At 56.5% G+C, this 20,701-nt stretch carries 20 protein-coding genes; 11 read left to right on the top strand and 9 right to left on the bottom strand.

The features are described 5' to 3' along the window. Positions 1 to 7: 7 nt before the first annotated feature. Positions 8 to 508: a protein-export chaperone SecB gene (gene secB, locus ACR0AM_RS08855; protein WP_209506872.1), complete on the top strand. Its 501-nt coding sequence runs from the start codon at positions 8 to 10 to the stop codon at positions 506 to 508. Positions 509 to 532: 24 nt separating this feature from the next. Here secB and dnaQ read toward each other — a convergent pair whose 3' ends face one another. The 4 genes from dnaQ to ACR0AM_RS08835 are packed head-to-tail and all read right to left on the bottom strand — an operon-like array spanning position 533 to position 3,267. Next, positions 533 to 1,255, bottom strand: coding sequence for a DNA polymerase III subunit epsilon (gene dnaQ / locus ACR0AM_RS08850; RefSeq protein WP_480622682.1), 723 nt, complete (start codon positions 1,253 to 1,255; stop codon positions 533 to 535). Further along, a complete protein-coding gene (coaE, locus tag ACR0AM_RS08845) occupies positions 1,248 to 1,841 on the bottom strand; it encodes a dephospho-CoA kinase (RefSeq protein WP_480622681.1) in 594 nt (197 codons plus the stop codon). Before coaE ends, dnaQ begins: the two co-directional genes overlap by 8 nt. Beyond that, on the bottom strand, positions 1,838 to 2,671 hold the full coding sequence (locus tag ACR0AM_RS08840; protein WP_480518235.1) for a shikimate dehydrogenase: 834 nt from the start codon (positions 2,669 to 2,671) through the stop codon (positions 1,838 to 1,840). Before ACR0AM_RS08840 ends, coaE begins: the two co-directional genes overlap by 4 nt. Continuing rightward, a complete protein-coding gene (locus ACR0AM_RS08835; RefSeq protein WP_480622680.1) occupies positions 2,668 to 3,267 on the bottom strand; it encodes a Maf family protein in 600 nt (199 codons plus the stop codon). Before ACR0AM_RS08835 ends, ACR0AM_RS08840 begins: the two co-directional genes overlap by 4 nt. 405 nt (positions 3,268 to 3,672) lie before the next feature. Between ACR0AM_RS08835 and ACR0AM_RS08830 the strand changes: the two genes are divergently transcribed. The 7 genes from ACR0AM_RS08830 to ACR0AM_RS08800 all read left to right on the top strand — a co-directional run bounded on the left by ACR0AM_RS08830 (position 3,673) and on the right by ACR0AM_RS08800 (position 11,044). Next, entirely contained in the window at positions 3,673 to 4,122 is a 450-nt protein-coding gene (locus ACR0AM_RS08830; RefSeq protein ID WP_480622679.1) for a CopD family protein, read from the top strand. 122 nt (positions 4,123 to 4,244) lie between these two features. After that, complete coding sequence (gene rho / locus ACR0AM_RS08825; protein WP_480554303.1) at positions 4,245 to 5,516, top strand: transcription termination factor Rho; 1,272 nt, start codon at positions 4,245 to 4,247, stop codon at positions 5,514 to 5,516. A gap of 30 nt (positions 5,517 to 5,546) precedes the next feature. After that, positions 5,547 to 6,833, top strand: coding sequence for a tRNA uridine-5-carboxymethylaminomethyl(34) synthesis GTPase MnmE (gene mnmE, locus ACR0AM_RS08820; protein ID WP_480622678.1), 1,287 nt, complete (start codon positions 5,547 to 5,549; stop codon positions 6,831 to 6,833). A gap of 12 nt (positions 6,834 to 6,845) precedes the next feature. Further along, entirely contained in the window at positions 6,846 to 8,714 is a 1,869-nt protein-coding gene (mnmG, locus tag ACR0AM_RS08815; protein WP_480622677.1) for a tRNA uridine-5-carboxymethylaminomethyl(34) synthesis enzyme MnmG, read from the top strand. Then, positions 8,714 to 9,331, top strand: a complete 618-nt coding sequence (rsmG, locus tag ACR0AM_RS08810; RefSeq protein ID WP_480622701.1) for a 16S rRNA (guanine(527)-N(7))-methyltransferase RsmG — start codon at positions 8,714 to 8,716, stop codon at positions 9,329 to 9,331. The genes mnmG and rsmG overlap by 1 nt, the downstream gene beginning before the upstream one ends. Further along, positions 9,324 to 10,127 (top strand): ParA family protein, encoded by an 804-nt coding sequence (locus tag ACR0AM_RS08805; RefSeq protein WP_480622676.1) that lies wholly within the window; start codon positions 9,324 to 9,326, stop codon positions 10,125 to 10,127. Before rsmG ends, ACR0AM_RS08805 begins: the two co-directional genes overlap by 8 nt. 20 nt (positions 10,128 to 10,147) lie before the next feature. Next, entirely contained in the window at positions 10,148 to 11,044 is an 897-nt protein-coding gene (locus ACR0AM_RS08800; protein WP_480622675.1) for a ParB/RepB/Spo0J family partition protein, read from the top strand. On the opposite strand, the gene ACR0AM_RS08795 is transcribed toward ACR0AM_RS08800, so the two are convergent. From ACR0AM_RS08795 to rph, 4 genes are read right to left on the bottom strand one after another with little or no spacing between them, the layout of a single operon-like run. Further along, entirely contained in the window at positions 11,034 to 11,387 is a 354-nt protein-coding gene (locus ACR0AM_RS08795) for a YbaN family protein (protein ID WP_480474389.1), read from the bottom strand. The genes ACR0AM_RS08800 and ACR0AM_RS08795 overlap by 11 nt on opposite strands. 2 nt (positions 11,388 to 11,389) lie before the next feature. Further along, entirely contained in the window at positions 11,390 to 12,544 is a 1,155-nt protein-coding gene (gene hemW, locus ACR0AM_RS08790) for a radical SAM family heme chaperone HemW (protein WP_480622674.1), read from the bottom strand. Further along, positions 12,534 to 13,148 carry an RdgB/HAM1 family non-canonical purine NTP pyrophosphatase gene (gene rdgB, locus ACR0AM_RS08785; RefSeq protein WP_480622673.1) on the bottom strand — a complete coding sequence of 205 codons (615 nt, stop codon included), beginning with the start codon at positions 13,146 to 13,148 and terminating at the stop codon, positions 12,534 to 12,536. Before rdgB ends, hemW begins: the two co-directional genes overlap by 11 nt. Then, the gene (gene rph, locus ACR0AM_RS08780; protein WP_480606640.1) at positions 13,145 to 13,858 is read right to left on the bottom strand and encodes a ribonuclease PH; all 714 of its coding nucleotides are present in this window, start codon (positions 13,856 to 13,858) and stop codon (positions 13,145 to 13,147) included. Before rph ends, rdgB begins: the two co-directional genes overlap by 4 nt. Positions 13,859 to 13,970: 112 nt before the next feature. Between rph and hrcA the strand changes: the two genes are divergently transcribed. Continuing rightward, positions 13,971 to 15,035, top strand: a complete 1,065-nt coding sequence (hrcA, locus tag ACR0AM_RS08775) for a heat-inducible transcriptional repressor HrcA (RefSeq protein WP_480494022.1) — start codon at positions 13,971 to 13,973, stop codon at positions 15,033 to 15,035. Positions 15,036 to 15,045: 10 nt separating this feature from the next. Then, positions 15,046 to 15,609, top strand: coding sequence for a nucleotide exchange factor GrpE (locus tag ACR0AM_RS08770; RefSeq protein ID WP_480494021.1), 564 nt, complete (start codon positions 15,046 to 15,048; stop codon positions 15,607 to 15,609). Positions 15,610 to 15,666: 57 nt separating this feature from the next. On the opposite strand, the gene mutS is transcribed toward ACR0AM_RS08770, so the two are convergent. After that, complete coding sequence (gene mutS, locus ACR0AM_RS08765) at positions 15,667 to 18,282, bottom strand: DNA mismatch repair protein MutS (protein WP_480622700.1); 2,616 nt, start codon at positions 18,280 to 18,282, stop codon at positions 15,667 to 15,669. Positions 18,283 to 18,443: 161 nt separating this feature from the next. On the opposite strand from mutS, the gene ACR0AM_RS08760 reads away from it, so the two are divergent. Further along, positions 18,444 to 20,699, top strand: coding sequence for an NADP-dependent malic enzyme (locus ACR0AM_RS08760; RefSeq protein ID WP_480622672.1), 2,256 nt, complete (start codon positions 18,444 to 18,446; stop codon positions 20,697 to 20,699). The last annotated feature ends 2 nt before the right edge of the window (positions 20,700 to 20,701 follow it).

Genomic DNA, 20,701 nt, shown 5'->3' with positions numbered 1-20,701 from the left:
TAGATCCATGGCCGAAGAAAACGCTGCAGAAAACACTGCGGCCCAAGCCGCCCCGCAGGTTCAGATGCGTGTTCTGGGGCAGTTCATCCGTGATATGTCCTTTGAAAACGTGATGGCGCAAAAGGGCGTTTCCGGAGACGTACAACCGGAAATCGCCGTTCAGGTGAATCTGGATGCCAAAAAACGCGCGGCGGACCATCAGTTCGAAGTTTCGATCAAGCTGAACCTGACATCCAAAGCCAAAGGCATGGATGACATCTTGTTCCTGTGTGAACTGGACTATTGCGGAATGTTCCACGTGGAAGGTGTGCCGGAAGATCAGCTGCACCCGTTCCTGATGATCGAATGCCCGCGCATGTTGTTCCCGTTCCTGCGCCGCATTGTCAGCGATATCACCCGCGATGGCGGCTTCCCGCCGGTCAACTTGGACAATATCGATTTCGTTGCGCTCTATCGCAATGAGTTGATGCGCCGTCAGGCCGAACAGGCCCAAAAAGCAGACGCGTAAGGTTTTGACCCGCGCCTGTCCGGATCAGGCGCGGGTCCACAAGGCGTTCTCGCCCAGTTTTTCCACGAAAGCTTCATGTGCTGCGCGTTCATCCTCGGTGATCCGGGATGGCAATGGTGTGCTGCGCGGTGTAGCTCGCCAATCATCGCTGCCACCGTCCGCAGAAGATGTGGATGTCGACAGACCAAAATCCGGCTGCCGCCCACCGATCAATTCCAGGTAAACCTCGGCCAGAATTTCCGAGTCGAGCAACGCGCCGTGCAACACACGGTTCGAGTTGTCGATATTGAAGCGACGGCACAGCGCATCCAGTGACGCTGGCGAACCGGGGAACCGTTTACGGGCAATTGCCAGTGTATCCAACGCCTGCTCCATGGGGATAAGCGGGGCACCCATCCATTTCAGCTCGGCATTCAGGAACTTCATGTCGAATGAGGCGTTGTGGATCACCAACCGCGCATCGCCAACAAATTCGCGAAATCCATGGCCAACCTTTGCAAAGACCGGCTTGTCTTTCAGCGTCACTTCGCCCTTTTCCGGCGGGCGCGGGGTTTCCAGCAGATCGGGACCTATACCATGCACGCCAAACGCCTCTTCCGGCATCGAGCGTTCGGGGTTGATATAGACGTGATAGGTTTCACCGGTTGCAACGTGGTTCCACAGCTCAACGGCGCCGATTTCCACGATCCGATCCCCGCTGTCGGGGTCAAACCCGGTGGTTTCGGTATCCAGTACAATCTCACGCATGTGCCATCCCCGCCCGTATCTGCCTGACCACATCCTGCACCTGCGCGCGGGCGTGGTCCAGAGTATCGGTCACGATCACAAAATCCGACCGCGCACATTTTTCATCGTTCGGCATCTGCTTGGCGCGGATCTGCTCGAACTGCGCCTCGGTCATTGTTCCGCGTTCCATTACGCGCCGCTTTTGGTCTTCGGCCGGGACCGAAACGCAGGCCACTGCGTCCATTGCTGCATCAGCGCCCGTTTCAAACAAAAGCGGAATATCGAACACCAGGATGTCGCTTGTAGCGCTTTCGCGAAATTCCGCACGATCAGCAGCGACAAGTGGATGCACAATCGCCTCAATCGCTTTCAACGTGGCCGGGTCACCCACGATAATTCGTTTCAACGCGTCTCGGCTGACCACCCCATCACGTATCGCATCGGGAAAGGCTGCCCGCATTGGTTCAACCGCTGCTCCACCAATGGCATACAGCCGATGCACCGCCGCATCCGCATCCCACAATGCGCACCCTTCTTCAACGAACATCTGCGCTGTGGTGCTTTTCCCCATGCCGATTGAGCCTGTCAGGCCAAGCGTAAAACTCATGCCAGGGCCGCCGCGCGCGTATCCGCGTCTACTTCGGGGCGAACACCAAACCAGCGTTCAAACCCAGGAACGGCCTGATGCAGCAACATCCCCAGACCATCAACCGTGGTGCATCCGGCCTCCTCGGCGGTTTGAAGCAGGCGGGTTTTCAACGGGGCATAGACAAGGTCCGTTACCACGGCACCGGGCTGCAACCCGTCCAACGGCACGCGCAGCTCTGGCTGGCCCTGCATCCCCAGTGAAGTCGTATTGACCACCAGTTCGGCGTTTTCAATGACATTTCCCGCCTGAACCCAATCGACCACGCGAATGCGTTGGCCGAACTCTTCCTTCAGATGATCCGCGCGGGCGCGCGTCCGGTTGGTCAGCAGGATTTCCGGCACCCCGGCATCAGACAAAGCCTGCAAAACGGCACGGGCAGCACCCCCGGCACCAAACACCACCGCCGGGCCATCTTTCGCATTCCAGTCAGGTGCGCCATTGCGCAGGTTCTCCATAAACCCGTACCCGTCGGTGTTATCTGCGTGGATCGAACCATCAGTTCGGAACACCAGCGTATTTGCGGCACCAATCACCGTTGCGCGGTCGGAAACGTGATCTGCGATCTTCAACGCAGCTTCTTTGTGCGGAACGGTCACGTTGGCCCCGACAAAGCCCGCTTTGGGCAGGGTTCGCAGCACAGTCTCCAGATCAGCAGAGGCGACGTCCATCGGGATATAATGCCCGACAAGCCCATAGGTCTTTAACCAATGCCCGTGCAGCTTGGGTGAACGCGAATGCCCGATGGGGTGCCCGATCACTCCGGCTAAAGGAACCCGGTTGTCTGTCATTGCTCGATCACCCCTTTGACAGCCAGAAAGTTGAGAAGCTCTAACAGAGGTATACCCAAAACGTTAAAATAGTCGCCGTCAATGGTGGCGAACAGGCGGACGCCTTCTTCTTCCAGCTTGTAGGCTCCGACGGCATGGCGAATGCTGTCCCAGTTCCGCGCAACATAGTCTTTCAGATAGGCATCGGAACTGGCCCGCATCCGCAAACGCACCTGCCCCACATGCCGCCAGATCGGCTCACCATCCTGATAGATCACAGCAGCGGACAAAAGCATGTGCCGCTTGCCGCGCATATCTTTCAGTTGGGCCAACGCCTGTTCCGGGGTTTCGGGCTTTGACAGCAGCTGCCCTTCGAAATCCAGCACCTGATCGCAACCGATCACCATGGCGCCAGGGTTTTTATCACTGACCTTACGCGCTTTGATCTCCGCCAGCGTATCCGCAATATCGCGTGGTGCGGCATCCTCTGCCAGCAACGCCCGTTTGACCGTCTCTTCATCCACGCGCGCCGTTTGAACCGCAAACGGCACACCTGCGTTCCTTAGCAGTTGCGCGCGAATAACAGATCCCGAAGCCAGAAGAATGGGGACAGACATGTGGAAAACCCCGTGTGCAAATCGATGAGAGTTCTGGGGTGTTTTGTATGGTTTTCCGGTTGACACGCAACCCCGGGAATTTTGTGGCAAAGATCCCCGAGTCGCTCAAATCTCATCCTTTCGGGACAAGGATAACTCTAACTCCTGGGATAACAGATGTATCCAACGATACCCATCGGGTTATCCACAGACCAGATTCGCCTGGTTCAACTTAAATAATTGATTTATATATATAATTTGTACTATCAACAGAATCTCTGGGAACCTCAGATATTTTGTCCCCCTGGGGAAAACGCTAGGGTAAAAATAATAATCCACGGATATTTAGCACCCTACAAAACCATCATCCTTTTTCTTTTCTTATTTTTTTATTAGGGAGAGTTCCGAACAACGTTCGGAGCCGGCATGACAGACCTTCTTTTCACGATTTACCCGTGGGTGAAGTCATTACATATCATGGCCGTGATCTCATGGATGGCGGGTTTGTTCTACTTACCCAGACTGTTTGTTTATCATGTCGAAAAAGCGCAGGCCGTAGAGGGCGCGCAAGACATCTTCTTTGAAATGGAAGACAAGCTGCTGCGGGTGATCATGCGCCCCGCGATGGTTGTGACCTGGTTATGCGGGCTGATCATGGTGTTCACACCGGGGATCGTCGGATGGGATTTCGCATGGCCCTGGGTTAAAGGCGCGGGCGTGATCGCGATGACCTGGTTCCACCACTGGCTTATGGCCCGAAGAAAGGATTTTCTGACAGGCCAGAATAAGCTCACTGGGCGGCAATATCGCATGATGAACGAGGTTCCGACCATTCTGATGGTTACCATCGTTCTGGCGGTCATTCTGAAGTTCTGAACGCCTATTTGACTCCGAACGACGCTGCGCTTATGTAGATTACAACACGCCCGTCCGGGCGGCGTATTTTCCGTACTGAAATTCCACTTCAAGCCGCGTTTTCAGCGGTGAAGGTATGTATCATGTCCAATGAATCCCTGAATCTGGCCGACCTGAAAGCCAAAAGCCCCAAAGACCTTCTGGCAATGGCCGAAGAGCTGGAGATCGAAAACGCCTCGACCATGCGCAAGGGCGAGATGATGTTCCAGATTCTACGCGAACGTGCCGATGATGGCTGGACCGTCGGCGGTGATGGCGTACTGGAAGTGCTACAGGATGGGTTCGGCTTTCTGCGCTCGCCCGAGGCAAACTATCTGCCGGGTCCTGACGATATCTATGTCTCGCCCGATATGATCCGTCTGCACTCACTGCGGACTGGGGACACGGTCGAGGGCGAGATCAAGGCGCCGGACGAGAGTGAGCGTTATTTCGCGCTGACAAATGTCACCATGATCAACTTTGAAGATCCCGAGAAGGCCAAGCACAAGATCCTGTTCGACAACCTGACGCCTCTGTACCCGGATGAGCGTCTGAAGATGGAAATCGAAGATCCCACCATCAAGGATAAGTCCGCGCGCGTGATCGATCTGGTTGCGCCGATCGGTAAAGGTCAGCGTTCGCTGATCGTGGCACCGCCGCGGACTGGTAAAACCGTGATCCTGCAGAACATCGCGCATTCGATCGAACAGAACCATCCGGAGTGTTACCTGATCGTCCTGCTGATCGACGAACGCCCGGAAGAAGTGACCGACATGCAGCGCTCGGTTAAGGGTGAGGTTGTGTCGTCAACCTTCGATGAGCCCGCAACGCGTCACGTGGCCGTGTCGGAGATGGTCATTGAAAAGGCCAAGCGCCTGGTCGAACATAAACGAGATGTTGTTATTCTACTCGACTCAATCACAAGACTTGGTAGGGCTTTTAACACCGTTGTACCATCCTCGGGCAAGGTTCTGACCGGTGGTGTGGACGCAAACGCGCTGCAGCGGCCCAAGCGTTTCTTCGGCGCGGCCCGGAACATCGAAGAGGGCGGATCGCTGACCATCATCGCCACGGCGCTGATCGATACCGGCAGCCGGATGGACGAGGTGATCTTTGAAGAATTCAAAGGTACTGGTAACTCGGAAATCGTTTTGGACCGCAAGATTGCAGACAAACGCGTGTTCCCGGCGATCGACATCCTGAAATCCGGTACACGGAAAGAGGACCTGCTGGTCGACAAGGGCGATCTGGCCAAAACCTTCGTTCTGCGCCGTATCCTCAATCCTATGGGCACCACCGACGCAATCGAGTTCCTGTTGTCGAAGTTGAAACAGACGAAGACAAACGGCGAGTTCTTCGATTCAATGAACACCTGACACAGGTCTTAAGCGACGCGAGGCCTACGAATGGATACGATATTCGCCTTGGCCAGCGCGCAAGGCAAAGCAGGGGTGGCGGTCATCCGCCTCTCTGGCCCCGAAGCGCATGCCGCAGCCGCATGTCTGAGCGGCGCGGAACTGCCCAAGCGGGGAATAGTCTTGCGCACCCTGCGGGATCAGGACGGATCACGTCTGGATGATGGTCTGGTTCTGACCTTTCAGGCACCGGCAAGTTTCACCGGGGAAGACGTGGCAGAACTTCAGATCCATGGCAGCACGGCCTCGGTCAATGCGGTTCTGCGCTGTTTGTCGAACACCGATGGGCTGCGGCTGGCGGACCCGGGTGAATTCACACGCCGGGCCCTTGAAAATGGCAAGATGGATCTGACACAGGTCGAAGGCCTGGCAGACCTGATTGATGCGGAAACCGAGGCACAGCGTAAGCAGGCCCAGACCATTCTTGCCGGTGAGCTTGGCACGCTGGCCGAGCGCTGGCGGCGCGATCTGATCCGCGCGGCATCGTTGCTGGAAGCCGTCATCGATTTCGCTGATGAAGACGTCCCCACCGACGTCACGCCGGAAGTCCGCGATTTGACAAGCGGTGTTCTGGCAGATCTTCGTCGAGAAGCAGATGGGGTGAAGATTGCCGAGCGTATTCGTACCGGATTTGAAGTGGCTATTGTTGGTCTTCCCAATGCAGGAAAATCAACCCTGTTGAACGCGCTTGCAGGACGTGAAGCCGCAATTACCTCGGAATTCGCAGGCACAACCCGGGATGTGATCGAGGTTCGTATGGATCTGGCTGGCTTGCCGGTGACATTGCTGGATACGGCCGGGTTGCGGGAAACCGAAGATCACGTCGAGAATCTTGGGATCGAGCTGGCTCGAAAACGGGCAGAAGCGGCAGACTTGCGTGTTTTTCTGACCGAAGTCCCGGAAGAGCTGGATGTAGCTGTGCAGGATGGTGATATCCATGTTCTGCCCAAAGCAGACCTGCGGGAAGATAAGAGTGAAGGTGTTTCAGGAAAGACAGGACAGGGGATTGATGCGCTTGTCGACCAGATTTCGTGGGCCTTGAGTGAAAGAACCACAACACATGGTATAGCCACGCGTGAACGCCATCGCGCTGCGATGAACAAGGCATCGGCTTCACTTGTTGCTGCGATCACGGTTCTGGAATCAGGCCCGGACCTGTATGATATCGCTGCGGAGGAGTTAAGGACTGCCATACGGGCGCTTGAATCTCTGGTCGGCAGAATTGATGTCGAGACACTGTTGGATGAAATCTTCTCCAGCTTTTGTTTAGGAAAATAAGGATTGTTTCACGTGAAACATTCAAACTTTGATGTCATCGTGGTTGGGGCCGGTCATGCCGGTACGGAAGCCGCGCACGCCGCTGCCAGGATGGGTGCGAAAACCGCTTTGGTGACATTATCTGCGACCGATATCGGCGTCATGTCCTGCAACCCGGCTATCGGTGGGTTGGGGAAGGGACATCTGGTTCGAGAGATTGACGCGCTGGACGGTGTAATGGGTCGCGTCGCTGACCAGGCTGGTATTCAGTTTCGACTGTTGAACCGGCGAAAAGGTCCGGCTGTTCAGGGTCCCAGAACGCAGGCTGACCGCGCCCTGTATCGTGCGGCAATGCAAAACGAAATCAGCAACCAGGAAAACCTGTCCGTTATCGTTGGGGAGGTTGTAGACTTCCTGATGGACGGACACCGTGTCGCCGGTGTCCTGCTTGGAGATGGGTCGGAAGTGCATGCCAAAGCCGTTGTTCTGACTTCCGGAACCTTCCTGCGCGGCGTCATCCATATAGGCGATGTGTCACGGGCTGGTGGGCGGATGGGAGATCGCCCTTCGATAAAACTGGCCGAGAGGTTGGATGGCTATAACCTTCCGCTGGGACGCTTGAAGACCGGCACACCGCCGCGTCTGGATGGGCGCACGATCGACTGGTCAGGTTTGGAAAGACAGGACGGGGATGAGGACCCGACCTTGTTTTCTTTCCTATCAACATCGATTGTCGCGCCTCAGATTTCCTGCGGTATTACACATACCAATGCCAAGACGCATGAGATCATCGAAGCAAACCTCTCAAAATCGGCGATGTATGGGGGCCATATCGATGGCATAGGTCCAAGATATTGCCCTTCGATCGAAGACAAGATTGTGCGCTTTGCAGATAAGGACTCGCATCAGGTTTTTCTTGAGCCTGAAGGCGTCAATGATCACACGATTTATCCCAACGGTATTTCAACGTCACTGCCTCAGGACGTGCAATTGGAATACGTTCGGTCGATCAAAGGGCTTGAAAAGGCGGATATTCTGCAACCGGGCTATGCGATTGAATATGATTATGTGGACCCACGTGTCTTAACCGCGTCCTTGTCGCTACCCGACGTTCCGGGACTATATCTGGCAGGGCAGATCAACGGAACCACAGGATATGAGGAAGCTGCGGCACAAGGGATGGTTGCTGGCCTTAACGCGGCGCTGGACGTACAGGGCCGCGAGCCGGTCATTTTCACCAGATCAGACAGCTATATCGGCGTGATGATAGACGACCTGACGACACGTGGTGTGGCAGAGCCTTATCGAATGTTCACCTCCAGGGCCGAGTTCCGACTGTCTCTGCGTGCAGATAATGCAGATCAACGGTTGACGTCGATTGGGTTGGAACTTGGCTGTGTCGGAGAGAGGCGTCAGGCGCATTTTGAGAAGAAAATGAGCCAGCTTGATGCAGCGAAATCCAAGCTGACCGCTCGCACATACACACCCAAGGAAGTTCTTTCAGCCGGGATCAACGTCAACCAGGATGGAAACCGCCGAGATGGAGTGGCGATTCTGGCATTTCCGGATACATCTTTCGAGGACTTGTTTCCCTTGATACCAGATCTACAAGATGTAGACGTGGCGATCCGGCTTCAAATCGAACGTGACGCACTTTATGCGAACTATATCGACCGGCAAAAGCGCGATGTTGAGGCTATGAAGCGGGATGAATCCTATGTTATCCCGCGTGAATTTGACTATTTTGGCCTGGACGGGCTGTCTTCTGAGATGAAGCAGAAACTGTCACAGGCCAAACCGTCGAACATAGCGCAAGCAAGCCGAGTCGAAGGCGTTACACCGGCTGCGCTCACCCTTGTCCTGGCAAAATTGCGCCGCGATCAACGAGCGCGTCAGGCATGATGGCCGATTTTTCCAAGTTTGATGGCTTGAATGTTTCACGTGAAACATTCGAACGTCTGAAAATCTATGTTGATCTGGTGAACCGCTGGAATCCCAGGATAAATCTTGTTTCACGCAATAGTCTGGAATTCCTGTGGGATCGGCATATTCTGGATTCTGTCCAAGTTTTTCGATGCGCTGAAACGTTTGACACTTGGGTGGACCTTGGCAGCGGTGGCGGATTCCCCGGAATGGTGTGCGCCATTATTGCTGCCGAGGAAGCTCCGACCGCCAGTTTCTCCCTAGTGGAAAGCGACCAGAGAAAATCGGCTTTTCTGCGTAACGTCGCCCGTGAATGTGGCGTGTCGTGTAAAGTGATTTCCAAGCGGATCGAGGTGGTTGAACCCCTGGGCGCAAACATCGTTTCGGCGCGCGCGCTGGCGGATCTGCGTACATTGTTATCATTTTGTGACAGACATTTAGGTGAAAACGGGACCGCGCTGTTGCCTAAAGGTGCAAACTGGAAAAAAGAGCTGGATGAGGCGCGTGAGGAATGGAATTTCGATGCTGAGGCCATTACAAGTTTAACTGAACCTCAGGCTGTTATCCTTAAGATCAAAGGAGTATCACGTGGTTGATCTGTCTCGACCGTCCGGACCCCGGATAATTGCGGTTGCCAATCAGAAGGGCGGAGTAGGGAAAACAACCACAGCAATCAACCTAGCGGCAGGGTTGGCCGAAGCTGGCCGCAGGGTATTGGTGGTTGACCTCGATCCACAAGGGAATGCATCAACCGGTTTAGGGGTCGAAGATCGGGATTGGACCACTTATGATCTCATCCTGGACGACGCGCCCTTGGAGGCAGTGGTTCAGGAGACGGAGATCGAAAACCTTCTGGTTGTCCCTGCAACGGTTGACTTGAGCTCGGCAGATATCGAGCTGATTTCCAACGAAAAACGCAGCTATCTGCTGCACGATGCGCTGCGTCAGACGGCAGTGGACGCGTTTGAGCTGGATTTCATCCTGATAGATTGCCCGCCGTCACTGAACCTCTTGACCGTAAATGCGATGGTTGCCGCCCATTCTGTCCTTGTGCCGCTGCAAAGTGAGTTCTTTGCGTTGGAGGGTCTTTCGCAATTGATGTTGACGATCCGGGAGGTCCGGCAAACCGCAAATCCAGACCTGAGAATCGAAGGTGTTGTGTTAACCATGTATGACAACCGCAACAACTTGTCCCGCCAGGTCGAAAAGGATGCGCGTGACAATCTGGGTGAGATGGTTTTTAAAACAAAGATACCCAGGAATGTGCGGGTCAGCGAGGCGCCATCCTATGCGCTGCCGGTATTGCAGTATGACTCGGGATCACTTGGTGCGATGGCGTATCGGCATCTGGCCCGTGAGATCATGCATAAGAACAACAAGACCGCAGCATGAGCGGTGGTGAGGAGGCCGACATGAGCACCAGGAAAGCGAAATCCAGAGGGTTGGGCCGGGGATTATCCGCACTCATGGCGGATGTTAATCCGGAAGCGGGCAACCGGGTATCATCTGACGCGCGCAGACCTGATCTGAAAGTTCCGATCGAAAAGCTGAGGGCAAACCCAAATCAGCCGCGACGCACGTTTCAACCCGAACAACTGGATGAGCTTGCTGCGTCGGTTCGGGAAAAAGGTATCATCCAACCCTTGATCGTACGTCCAACAGGGGTCGGAGAATACGAAATCGTCGCTGGTGAACGCCGGTGGCGGGCTGCTCAGATGGTGCAGCTGCACGAGATCCCTGTGATTGTGCGCGAATTCGATGATACCGAGGTACTGGAAGTTGCGATCATCGAAAACATCCAGCGCGCTGATCTGAACGCAGTGGAAGAGGCCGCCGGATACAGGCAGTTGATGGATCGCTTTGGCCACACGCAGGAAAAGCTTGCCGAGGCTTTGGGGAAAAGTCGCAGCCATATTGCGAACCTGTTGCGGCTTTTGTCTCTGCCAATTGACGTGCAAACTCTTGTAATTGAAGGGAAATTATCGGCTGGTCATGCGCGGGCGCTGATTACGGCGGAAAATCCCTCGGAATTGGCAAACCTGATCGTCAAGGATGGTCTGTCTGTGCGCGCTACCGAGGCGCTGGTCAAGAAACAGCAGCAGGGCGACACTGCACGACCTGCTCCCAGATCCAGGAATCTGGATGCCGGAAAAGATGCTGACACACGCGCGCTGGAAAAAGACCTGTCTGCGATTCTGGCAATGAAAGTCTCAATCAACCACAAGGCGGGAACGGAATCCGGTCAGGTTGTTCTGACATATGAAAACCTGGATCAGCTTGACGATCTTTGTGCAAAGCTCAGCCGTTAGGGCGCGTCCAGATAAATATCAGGACGCCACCCAGAACAATGATCTGAATGATCAGCACGAAGGGCGGAACGGATAGTAGCAAAGACACCCCGAAAACGGCGGAGACCGATAAGGTTGCTGCCTTTTTTGCGGCCGGGCGTATTGCGCCCGAACTCTGCCAATCCAGTATCATTGGCCCGAAAATCCGGTGCGACAGTAGCCAGTTATGCAACCGTGAAGAGGATCGCGCAAAGAAAAACGCTGCCAGCAACAAAAACGGAACCGTTGGAAGAAGAGGCAGAACAACCCCAATCGCGGCCATCGCAACGCAAAGCAATCCCAGCCCCGCCCAAAGATACTGCATATTCAGCCCATCAATTCCCGGATTACAGCATTCAGCACGGCGCGCCCCGCTGGTGTTGCTCTGAGTTTGTTGTTTTCACGTTCAATCATATTAATGCCGACCAGATGGTCCACGGTTTCGTCAGAAAGTGGATGGCCTGACAGGGCTTCCCACCTATCTATATCTAGTCCTTCTGATATCCTCATGCCCATCATAAGGTATTCGTTCGCCTGATCTTCAGGCGAAAGGACATAGCGTTTCTTTTCTCCGTCACCCTTTGCAGCAGCGTCAAGCCAACGCTGCGGGTTCAGATGGGTTTCGGTCGCGTGTCTTTCACCACCCACCGTTATTCGCCCATGAGCACCGGGACCAATGCCGACATAGTCCCCGTAACGCCAATAGACCAGATTGTGCTGCGACTCTGCACCGGGGCGGGCGTGGTTGGACACCTCATAGGCGGGCAGGCCGTGTTTCTCGCAAATCTCTTGTGTTGCAAGGTACATGTCGGCCGCACTGTCATCTTCGGGCAAGCCGCGCAGCTTTCCGACAGCATAACGATCGCCAAAAGCCGTGCCTTCTTCGATTGTCAGCTGATACAGCGACAGGTGATCCACGGCCATGGACAGCGCTTCGTTCAACTCGGCCCGCCAAGCGTCCAACGTTTGGTGTTGCCTGGCATAGATCAGGTCAAAACTCACCCGTTCAAAACAATCACGGGCGATGTCAAAAGCAGAGCGGGCCTCGGCCAAAGTGTGAATTCGCCCCAAGCGGCGCAGGTCTTCGTCGTTGAGCGCCTGCACGCCCATCGATATCCGGTTGACGCCTGCATCACGATAGGCCGCGAACCGCCCGGCCTCGACTGATCCGGGATTTGCCTCCAGCGTGATTTCCATGGTGTTGGAGGGGTGCCAGAACGCACGGGCCTCACCGATCACGGCGGCAACGGTTTCCGGGTCCATCAGAGACGGGGTTCCACCGCCGAAAAAGATCGTGTTCAGCACCCGATCCGGGGTTTCGGCAGCCGAGCGCCGCAATTCGCTTAGATAGGCGTCAAGCCATTGTTTTTGATCAATGTTTCTGGAAACATGGCTGTTGAAGTCGCAATAGGGGCACTTGGCCTCGCAAAAAGGCCAATGCACGTAAAGGCCAAAGCCCCCGTTGCGCCAATCATCCGCCAAAGCAGCCTTTCACGAACTTCTCAACCGCGCGACCGCGATGGCTGATCTTGTTCTTTTCCCAGCGATCCATCTCGGCAAAGGTAATGTCGTATCCTTCGGGAACAAACATCGGATCATAGCCGAATCCACCTTCGCCGCGGATGGGCCAGACAAGATGACCGGGGGCAACACCTTCAAACACTTCATCGTGCCCATCAGGCCAGGCCAGCACCAGTGTGCTGCGGAATTGCGCGGTGCGGGGGTGGGGGGCGCTCTTTGCCTCAAGCTCATTATGGGCGCGGGTCATCGCCATCAGGAAGTCGCGACCGTTGCCGGTTTTGGCCCAATCAGCGGTATAAACACCCGGCGCGCCGTCCAGCGCGTCGATGGTGATTCCAGAATCGTCTGACAGGGCGGGCAGCCCGGTGGCCTTTGCGGCGGCGTGGGCCTTGATCCGGGCGTTGCCGACAAAGGTGTCCTCGGTCTCTTCCGGTTCAGGCAGCTCCATGTCCGCCGCACCCACAACCGTCACGCCAAAAGGTTCGAGGAGATGCGCCATCTCCTCAAGCTTGCCTTTGTTGTGGGTCGCAACCAGAAGCCTGTCGCTGTCAAACTTACGGGTCATGCGGTGGCGGCTTTCTGGGCTGCGGCCAGCTCGGCAACGCCTTTTTCCGCCAGATCCACCAGCTGATCCATCTGGGCGCGGCTGAATACAGAACCTTCGGCGCTCATCTGGACCTCGATCAGTTTGCCTGACCCGGTCATGATAAAGTTGCCGTCGACACCGGCCTCGCTGTCTTCGGGATAGTCGAGATCCAGAACAGGCTGGCCCGCATAGATACCGCAGGACACGGCGGCGACCGGATCAACCAGCGGATCTGAAATCACGTCACCTGCCTTCATCAGTTTGTTGACGGCCAATCGCAAAGCAACCCAGCCGCCGGTGATCGAGGCACAGCGGGTGCCGCCATCGGCCTGGATCACATCGCAATCAACCGTGATCTGACGTTCGCCAAGTGCAACCCGGTCGACGCCGGCCCGCAGGGCGCGACCGATCAGGCGCTGAATTTCCACCGTACGGCCACCTTGCTTGCCCGAGGCCGCTTCACGCCGCATCCGGGTGTTGGTGGCGCGGGGCAGCATACCGTATTCGGCGGTGACCCAGCCAAGCCCCGAACCCTTAATGAAAGGGGGTACCCGATCTTCGATCGTGGCGGTGCACAGCACATGGGTATCGCCCATCTTGATCAGGCAGGAACCTTCGGCATGTTTGGTGAACCCCGTTTCGATTGAAACGGTGCGCATTTCACTTAAGTCTCTTCCAGAGGGTCGCATGGGAAATCCTTTGTTTGCTGGGTTGGGGATACCGCCCCGCAGCGTTACGATGCAACCCCGATTGACCTTTCATTTGCCTGCTATTTAATGATGAACCAGCAGGGGAAAACGCATGAGTGAAGCGAGCAAAATTCTGGACGAGATGAACGACCGGTCGCGCGAGGTGTTCCGGCTGATCGTTGAAAGTTATCTGGAAAGCGGAGAGCCGGTCGGAAGCCGAACCCTGACGCGCAGCCTGTCGGAAAAGGTCAGTGCCGCAACCGTGCGCAATGTGATGCAGGACCTGGAGTTTCTGGGTCTTCTGGACAGCCCGCATATCAGCGCGGGTCGGGTACCGACGCAGCAAGGACTGCGTATGTTCGTGGACGGTTTACTTGAGGTTGGCGATCTGGGCGTCGACGACAAGCAAAAACTGGAAGAAACATTAGGCTCTAACGCGGGCGATGTTGGCGGAATGCTGGATCGGGTCGGGTCAGCTTTGTCACACCTGACGCAAGGTGCGTCGCTGGTCCTGACACCAAAGCATGAAGCAGAAATCAAGCATATCGAGTTTGTTTCCTTGGGGCATGACAAGGCTTTGGTGGTTCTGGTCTTTTCGGACGGCCATGTCGAAAATCGTCTGTTCACACCACCACCCGGCCAGACGCCCAGTTCGATGCGCGAGGCCGCGAATTTTCTGAATGCTCTGATCGAGGGGCGCACGCTTAGCGAAGTACGCCGTCAGATGCAGAAACAGATTCAAGCGCGCAAGCAGGAAATCGATGTATTGGCGCGCGAGCTGGTCGAAAGCGGGCTGGCCGCTTGGGACGGAGACGGAGCCGACTCGGCCCGTCTGATCGTGCGGGGACGGGCGAATCTGTTGAACGAACCCGGCCAGGCCGGAGAGCTGGAGCGTATTCGCAGCCTGTTTGATGATCTGGAACGCAAGCGCGACATCGCGGATTTCCTTGAATTGACGGAAAGCGGCGAGGGTGTGCGCATTTTTATTGGGTCTGAGAACAAACTTTTCTCACTTTCGGGTTCCTCTTTGGTGGTGTCTCCATATATGAACGCTGATCGAAAGATAATCGGTGCGGTCGGGGTCATCGGGCCCACGCGTCTGAATTATGGACGGATCGTGCCGATCGTGGATTATACGGCGCAACTGGTCGGCAAGCTGATATCCGACCGGAGCTAGAGGGTAAGAGATGGCAGAGCCCAAGAACGAAGATTTTCTGGACGATATCATGGCGGCAGAAGCGGAAGAGCTGGCCGAGGAGTTTGCTGAGATCAGTGACGAGGCGCTCGAGCTGGACGAGCTGCGCGCCGAGCGGGATGAGTATAAAGACAAATTCATGCGCGCGCTTGCCGATGCCGAGAACGCACGCAAACGTGGCGACAAGGCGCGCCGCGATGCCGAGCAGTATGGCGGTTCCAAGCTGGCCCGTGATATGCTGCCCGTTTACGACAACATGAAGCGCGCACTTGAGGCCGCGACTGACGAGCAGAAAGAGGTCGCCGCCGGGCTGCTGGAGGGCGTCGAACTGACCATGCGTGCCCTGAAGGATGTGTTCCAGAAACACGGGATCGAAGTGATTACGCCCCAGGTTGGCGACCGGTTTGATCCGAATGTGCACGAAGCAATGTTCGAGGCCCCGGTGCCGGGCACGCGGGCAGGGGACATCATTCAGGTGTCTGCCGAGGGTTTCATGCTGCACGACCGCCTGTTGCGTCCGGCTCAAGTCGGGGTCTCTTCAACGCCAGCAAGCTGATTGGCTTTTCAAAGCCAAGCCTTCGGCGAGAGTATTTTTTGAAAAGATGAAGGGCGGTCAGGATCTGGCCGCCTCTTTCAGTTTGTAGATCAGATCCAGCGCTTCGCGCGGGGTCAGTTCGTCGGGCAGGACACCCTCCAATATCTTGGTCACTGGCGAAGTTTTCGGTGCGGGCGGGGGTGGCGGCGCGGCTGCTGAGAACAGCGGCAGGTCATCAATCAGCGCTTTTTGTTTGCCGCCTTCGCGTTCGGTTTTTTCAAGCTGGTCCAGAACCATCCGGGCACGTTCGACAACAGAAGCGGGTAAACCGGCTAGTTGCGCAACCTGCACCCCATAAGACCGGTCAGCCGCGCCCCTGTGAACCTCGTGCAGGAAGATGACTTCGCCATCCCACTCTTTGACCGCTACGGTGGCGTTATCGACACCTTCGAGTTTACCGGCCAAAGCCGTAAGCTCATGATAATGCGTGGCAAACAATGCGCGACATTTGTTGGCCGCGTGCAGGTGTTCCAATGTGGCCCAGGCAATCGAGAGGCCATCATAGGTGGCGGTACCACGGCCGATTTCGTCCAGGATCACCAATGCACGGTCATCGGCCTGATTCAGGATGGCGGCGGTTTCCACCATTTCGACCATGAACGTCGACCTCCCCCGCGCCAGATCGTCCGAGGCTCCTACGCGGCTGAACAGCTGACTGATGACGCCGATATGCGCCTCTTCGGCCGGGACATAGCTGCCCATTTGGGCAAGCAGTGCGATCAGGGCGTTCTGGCGCAGAAAGGTTGATTTACCGGCCATGTTCGGACCCGTCAGTAACCATATAGCCGCACCGTCTTGGACACTCAGATCGCAATCATTGGAAATGAATGCACCGCCACTTTGCTGCCGGAGGGCGTGTTCCACAACCGGATGGCGACCACCCTGCACATTGAATGCGCGAGAGCCGTCAACCTTTGGACGGCACCAGTTTTCACCCCGCGCAAGATCAGCCAAGGCGGTCGTCAAGTCCAGTTCGGCAAGCCCGCGGGCGGCCTGATTCAATCGGGCAGCGAGGTCCAGTATCGCGCCAGAAAGTCTTTGATAGAGCCGCTTTTCAATCTCCAGCGCCAGATTTCCGGCGCTCAGGATACGAGTTTCGATCTCGGACAGTTCGACGGTTGTAAACCGCACCTGGTTGGCTGTCGTCTGGCGATGAATATAGGCTTCGCTAAAGGGAGGGTTCAGCATCTTTTCGGCATGGGTGGCCGTGGTTTCGATGAAATAGCCCAGCACGTTGTTGTGCTTGATTTTCAGCGAGGTGATGCCGGTATGTTTGACGTATTTTCGTTGAAACCCGGCGATGACGGACCGGCCTTCGTCGCGCAGGGTGCGGGCCTCGTCCAGTTCAGTATCAAAACCTGGCGCGATAAAGCCTCCGTCGCGGGTCAGAAGCGGGGGTTCGGCCACCAGCGCTTCGTCCAGCAATGTCAGCAAGTCATCGAAACCAACAAGGTTCTGAAGCGCGGTCGCCAGCAACACAGGCAAATCCTGATCGGTGCAGATTTCGGCAATCGTGGCCGCCTGTGTCAGCCCGTTGCGTATGGCTGTCAGGTCACGAGGTCCGCCGCGCTCGAGTGACAAACGCGACAGGGCGCGGTCCAGATCCGGGGTTTTGCGCAAGGCTTCGCGCAGATCAGACGCGATCAAGCTGTCACCAGCGGCGAAACTGACTGCGTCAAGCCGGGCATGGATCACATCCAGATTTCGAGAAGGGCTTGAAAGCCGCTGTTCCAGCAATCGCGCGCCGCCGGGGGTAACGGTCCGGTCAACGACAGAAAGAAGCGATCCTGCGCGCCCGCCAGACAGAGAACGGGTCAGCTCAAGGTTTCGACGCGTTGCAGCGTCGATCTGAACGACGCGATCCTCAGATTCTTTCAGCGGCGTTTGCAGCAGGGGCAGTTTGCCCTTTTGCGTAATCTCCAGATAGTCGATCAGCGCGCCCATCGCGGACACTTCGGCGCGGCCGAAATTGCCGAACGCGTCCAAGGCACCCACGTGAAACAGCCCGCAGATGCGCTTTTCCGCCGCCGTGCTGTCGAAACTGGCGCGCCCGACCGGCGTCAGTGAAATCCCCAGATCAAGCAGCGTTTCGTTCAGCTTTTCCTGCGTTCCATCGGCCACGATCAGTTCCGAGGGCGCAAGCCGGGCAAGCTCGGGGCTGAGCCGGACCGAGGTCAGTGGCATCACGTGAAACGCGCCCGTCGAAATATCGGCCCAGGCAAGCGCGGCCTCGTCCCGGACCTCGGCATAGGCAGCCAGAAAGTTGTGTCGGCGCGCCTCAAGCAACGCATCCTCGGTCAGTGTTCCGGGCGTGACGAGTCGCACGACATCACGTTTTACGACCGATTTAGAGCCTCTTTTCTTTGCTTCAGCCGGGCTTTCCAACTGTTCACAGACCGCAACGCAAAAGCCCTTGCGGATCAGGGTCAAAAGGTACCCTTCGGCCGAATGCACCGGCACGCCACACATCGGGATGTCTTCGTCATTGTGCTTGCCGCGCTTGGTCAGCGCGATATCCAGCGCCTCAGCAGCGTTGACGGCATCCTCGAAAAACATCTCGTAGAAATCACCCATGCGATAAAATAGCAGGGCATTCGGGTGGGCCTCTTTGATTTCGAGGTATTGCGCCATCATTGGCGTGACTGTGGACAAAAGCGGCCCCCTTTTGGCGTATTCCGGGCGCGACCTTACAAATCCCGCATCTTCTGTAAAAGCCGAAAACTCATTCTCGTTGAGGCGGGCGTTCTCCTGCGCTATGAGGCGTCAGCCCTGAAGTCATGGAAACGACATTTAAGATGCCCAAAGCGAAGATCACCAAAGAAGAGGCATTGGCCTTTCACCTGGACCCCACCCCCGGCAAGTGGGAGGTGCAGGCCACCGTCCCCATGACAACGCAGCGAGATCTGTCGCTGGCCTACAGCCCGGGTGTGGCCGTTCCCTGCGAGGCTATCGCGGAAAACCCGGAAACGGCCTATGATTATACCAACAAGGGCAACCTGGTGGCCGTAATCTCGAACGGGACGGCGGTGTTGGGCCTTGGTAACCTCGGCGCGCTGGGCTCGAAACCGGTGATGGAAGGCAAATCGGTCCTGTTCAAACGGTTCGCCGACGTGAACTCGATCGATATCGAGCTGGACACCGAAGACCCGGACGAATTCTGCCGTGCAGTGCGTCTGATGGGGCCAACCTTTGGCGGCATCAATCTGGAAGACATCAAGGCGCCCGAGTGTTTCATCATCGAACAGCGACTGAAGGAAGAGATGGACATCCCCGTCTTTCACGATGACCAGCACGGCACGGCCGTGATCTGTGCGGCGGGCCTGCTGAACGCGCTGCATATCTCGGGCAAGAAGATCGAGGACGTGAAAATCGTTCTGAATGGCGCAGGTGCCGCGGGGATTGCCTGTATCGAACTGCTCAAGGCAATGGGCGCGCGGCATGAAAACTGCATTGTCTGCGATACCAAGGGCGTGATCTATCAGGGCCGGACAGAGGGCATGAACCAGTGGAAATCGGCCCACGCGATCACAACCGACTTGCGCACATTGGAAGACGCGATGAAGGGGGCGGATGTGTTCCTGGGTGTTTCGGTGAAAGGCGCGGTCACGCAGGATATGGTTGCCAGCATGGCCGACAATCCTGTCATCTTTGCGATGGCCAACCCCGACCCCGAGATTACTCCGGAAGAAGCGCACGAGGTTCGCGTGGATGCGATCGTTGCCACCGGGCGCAGCGATTATCCAAACCAGGTGAATAACGTTCTGGGCTTCCCTTACCTGTTCCGAGGCGCGTTGGACATTCATGCCCGCGCCATCAATGATGAGATGAAGATCGCCTGCGCCCACGCACTTGCCAATCTGGCGCGCGAGGATGTGCCGGATGAGGTCGCCATGGCCTATGGCAAGTCGCTGACTTTTGGGCGGGACTATATCATCCCCACCCCGTTCGACCCGCGTTTGATCCATCGCATCCCGCCGGCCGTTGCCAGGGCAGGGATGGACACCGGTGCCGCGCGCCGTCCGATTATCGATATGGACGCGTATGAGCTGAGTCTGAAATCCCGGATGGACCCGACCGCCAGCATCCTGCGCGGTCTGAACGCCCGAGCGCGTCAGGCGCAAAGCCGCATGATTTTCGCCGAGGGCGACGATCCCCGGGTATTGCGCGCAGCGGTCATGTATCAGCGGTCAGGTTTCGGCAAGGCGCTTGTGGTGGGTCGGCCAGACGATGTTAAGGCCAAACTGGAAGCCACGGGCCTGGACGACGCTGTACGCGAAATCGAGGTCGTGAATGCCGCCAATACCACGCACCTCGAAACCTATTCGAACTTCCTGTATCAGCGCTTGCAGCGTAAGGGCTTTGACCGCAAAGATATTCATCGTCTGGCCGCACGGGACCGGCATGTGTTTTCGTCGCTGATGCTGGCCCATGGGCATGGTGACGGTCTGGTCACCGGCGCAACCCGCAAGTCTGCGCATGTGCTCGACCGGATCAACCATGTGTTTGATGCCGATGCCGCCAATGGTGCCGCCGGTGTGACAGCTTTGCTGCATAAAGGCCGGATTGTCCTGATTGGCGACACACTGGTGCATGAATGGCCTGACGAAAACGATCTGGCGAATATTGCCGAACGTTCGGCCGCAGTTGCCCGGCATATGGGGTTGGAGCCCCGCGTGGCTTTTGTCAGCTTCTCAACTTTTGGCTATCCGGTGTCAGAACGTGCTGAAAAGATGCACCGGGCCCCGGCTGTGCTGGATCGGCGCGGCGTTGACTTTGAATACGAGGGTGAAATGACGGTGGACGTTGCCCTGAACGTCGAACAGCAAACGGCCTATCCGTTCTCGCGCCTGACCGGTCCGGCGAATATCCTGATCGTTCCGGCCCGGCATTCGGCATCAATCTCGACCAAGCTGATGCAGGAAATGGGTGGAGCCACCGTGATTGGCCCGATCCTGTCAGGCATCGACAAGCCGATCCAGATCTGCTCGACCGTCTCGACCGCGAACGATATTCTGAATATGGCCATTTTGGCCTCTTGCGACATCGGATAAAT

It is taken from the genome of Ruegeria sp. AD9 (assembly GCF_056542305.1).
Note: the sequence above shows the minus strand (reverse complement) of the source record. Positions and strands in the feature narration are given on the sequence as shown.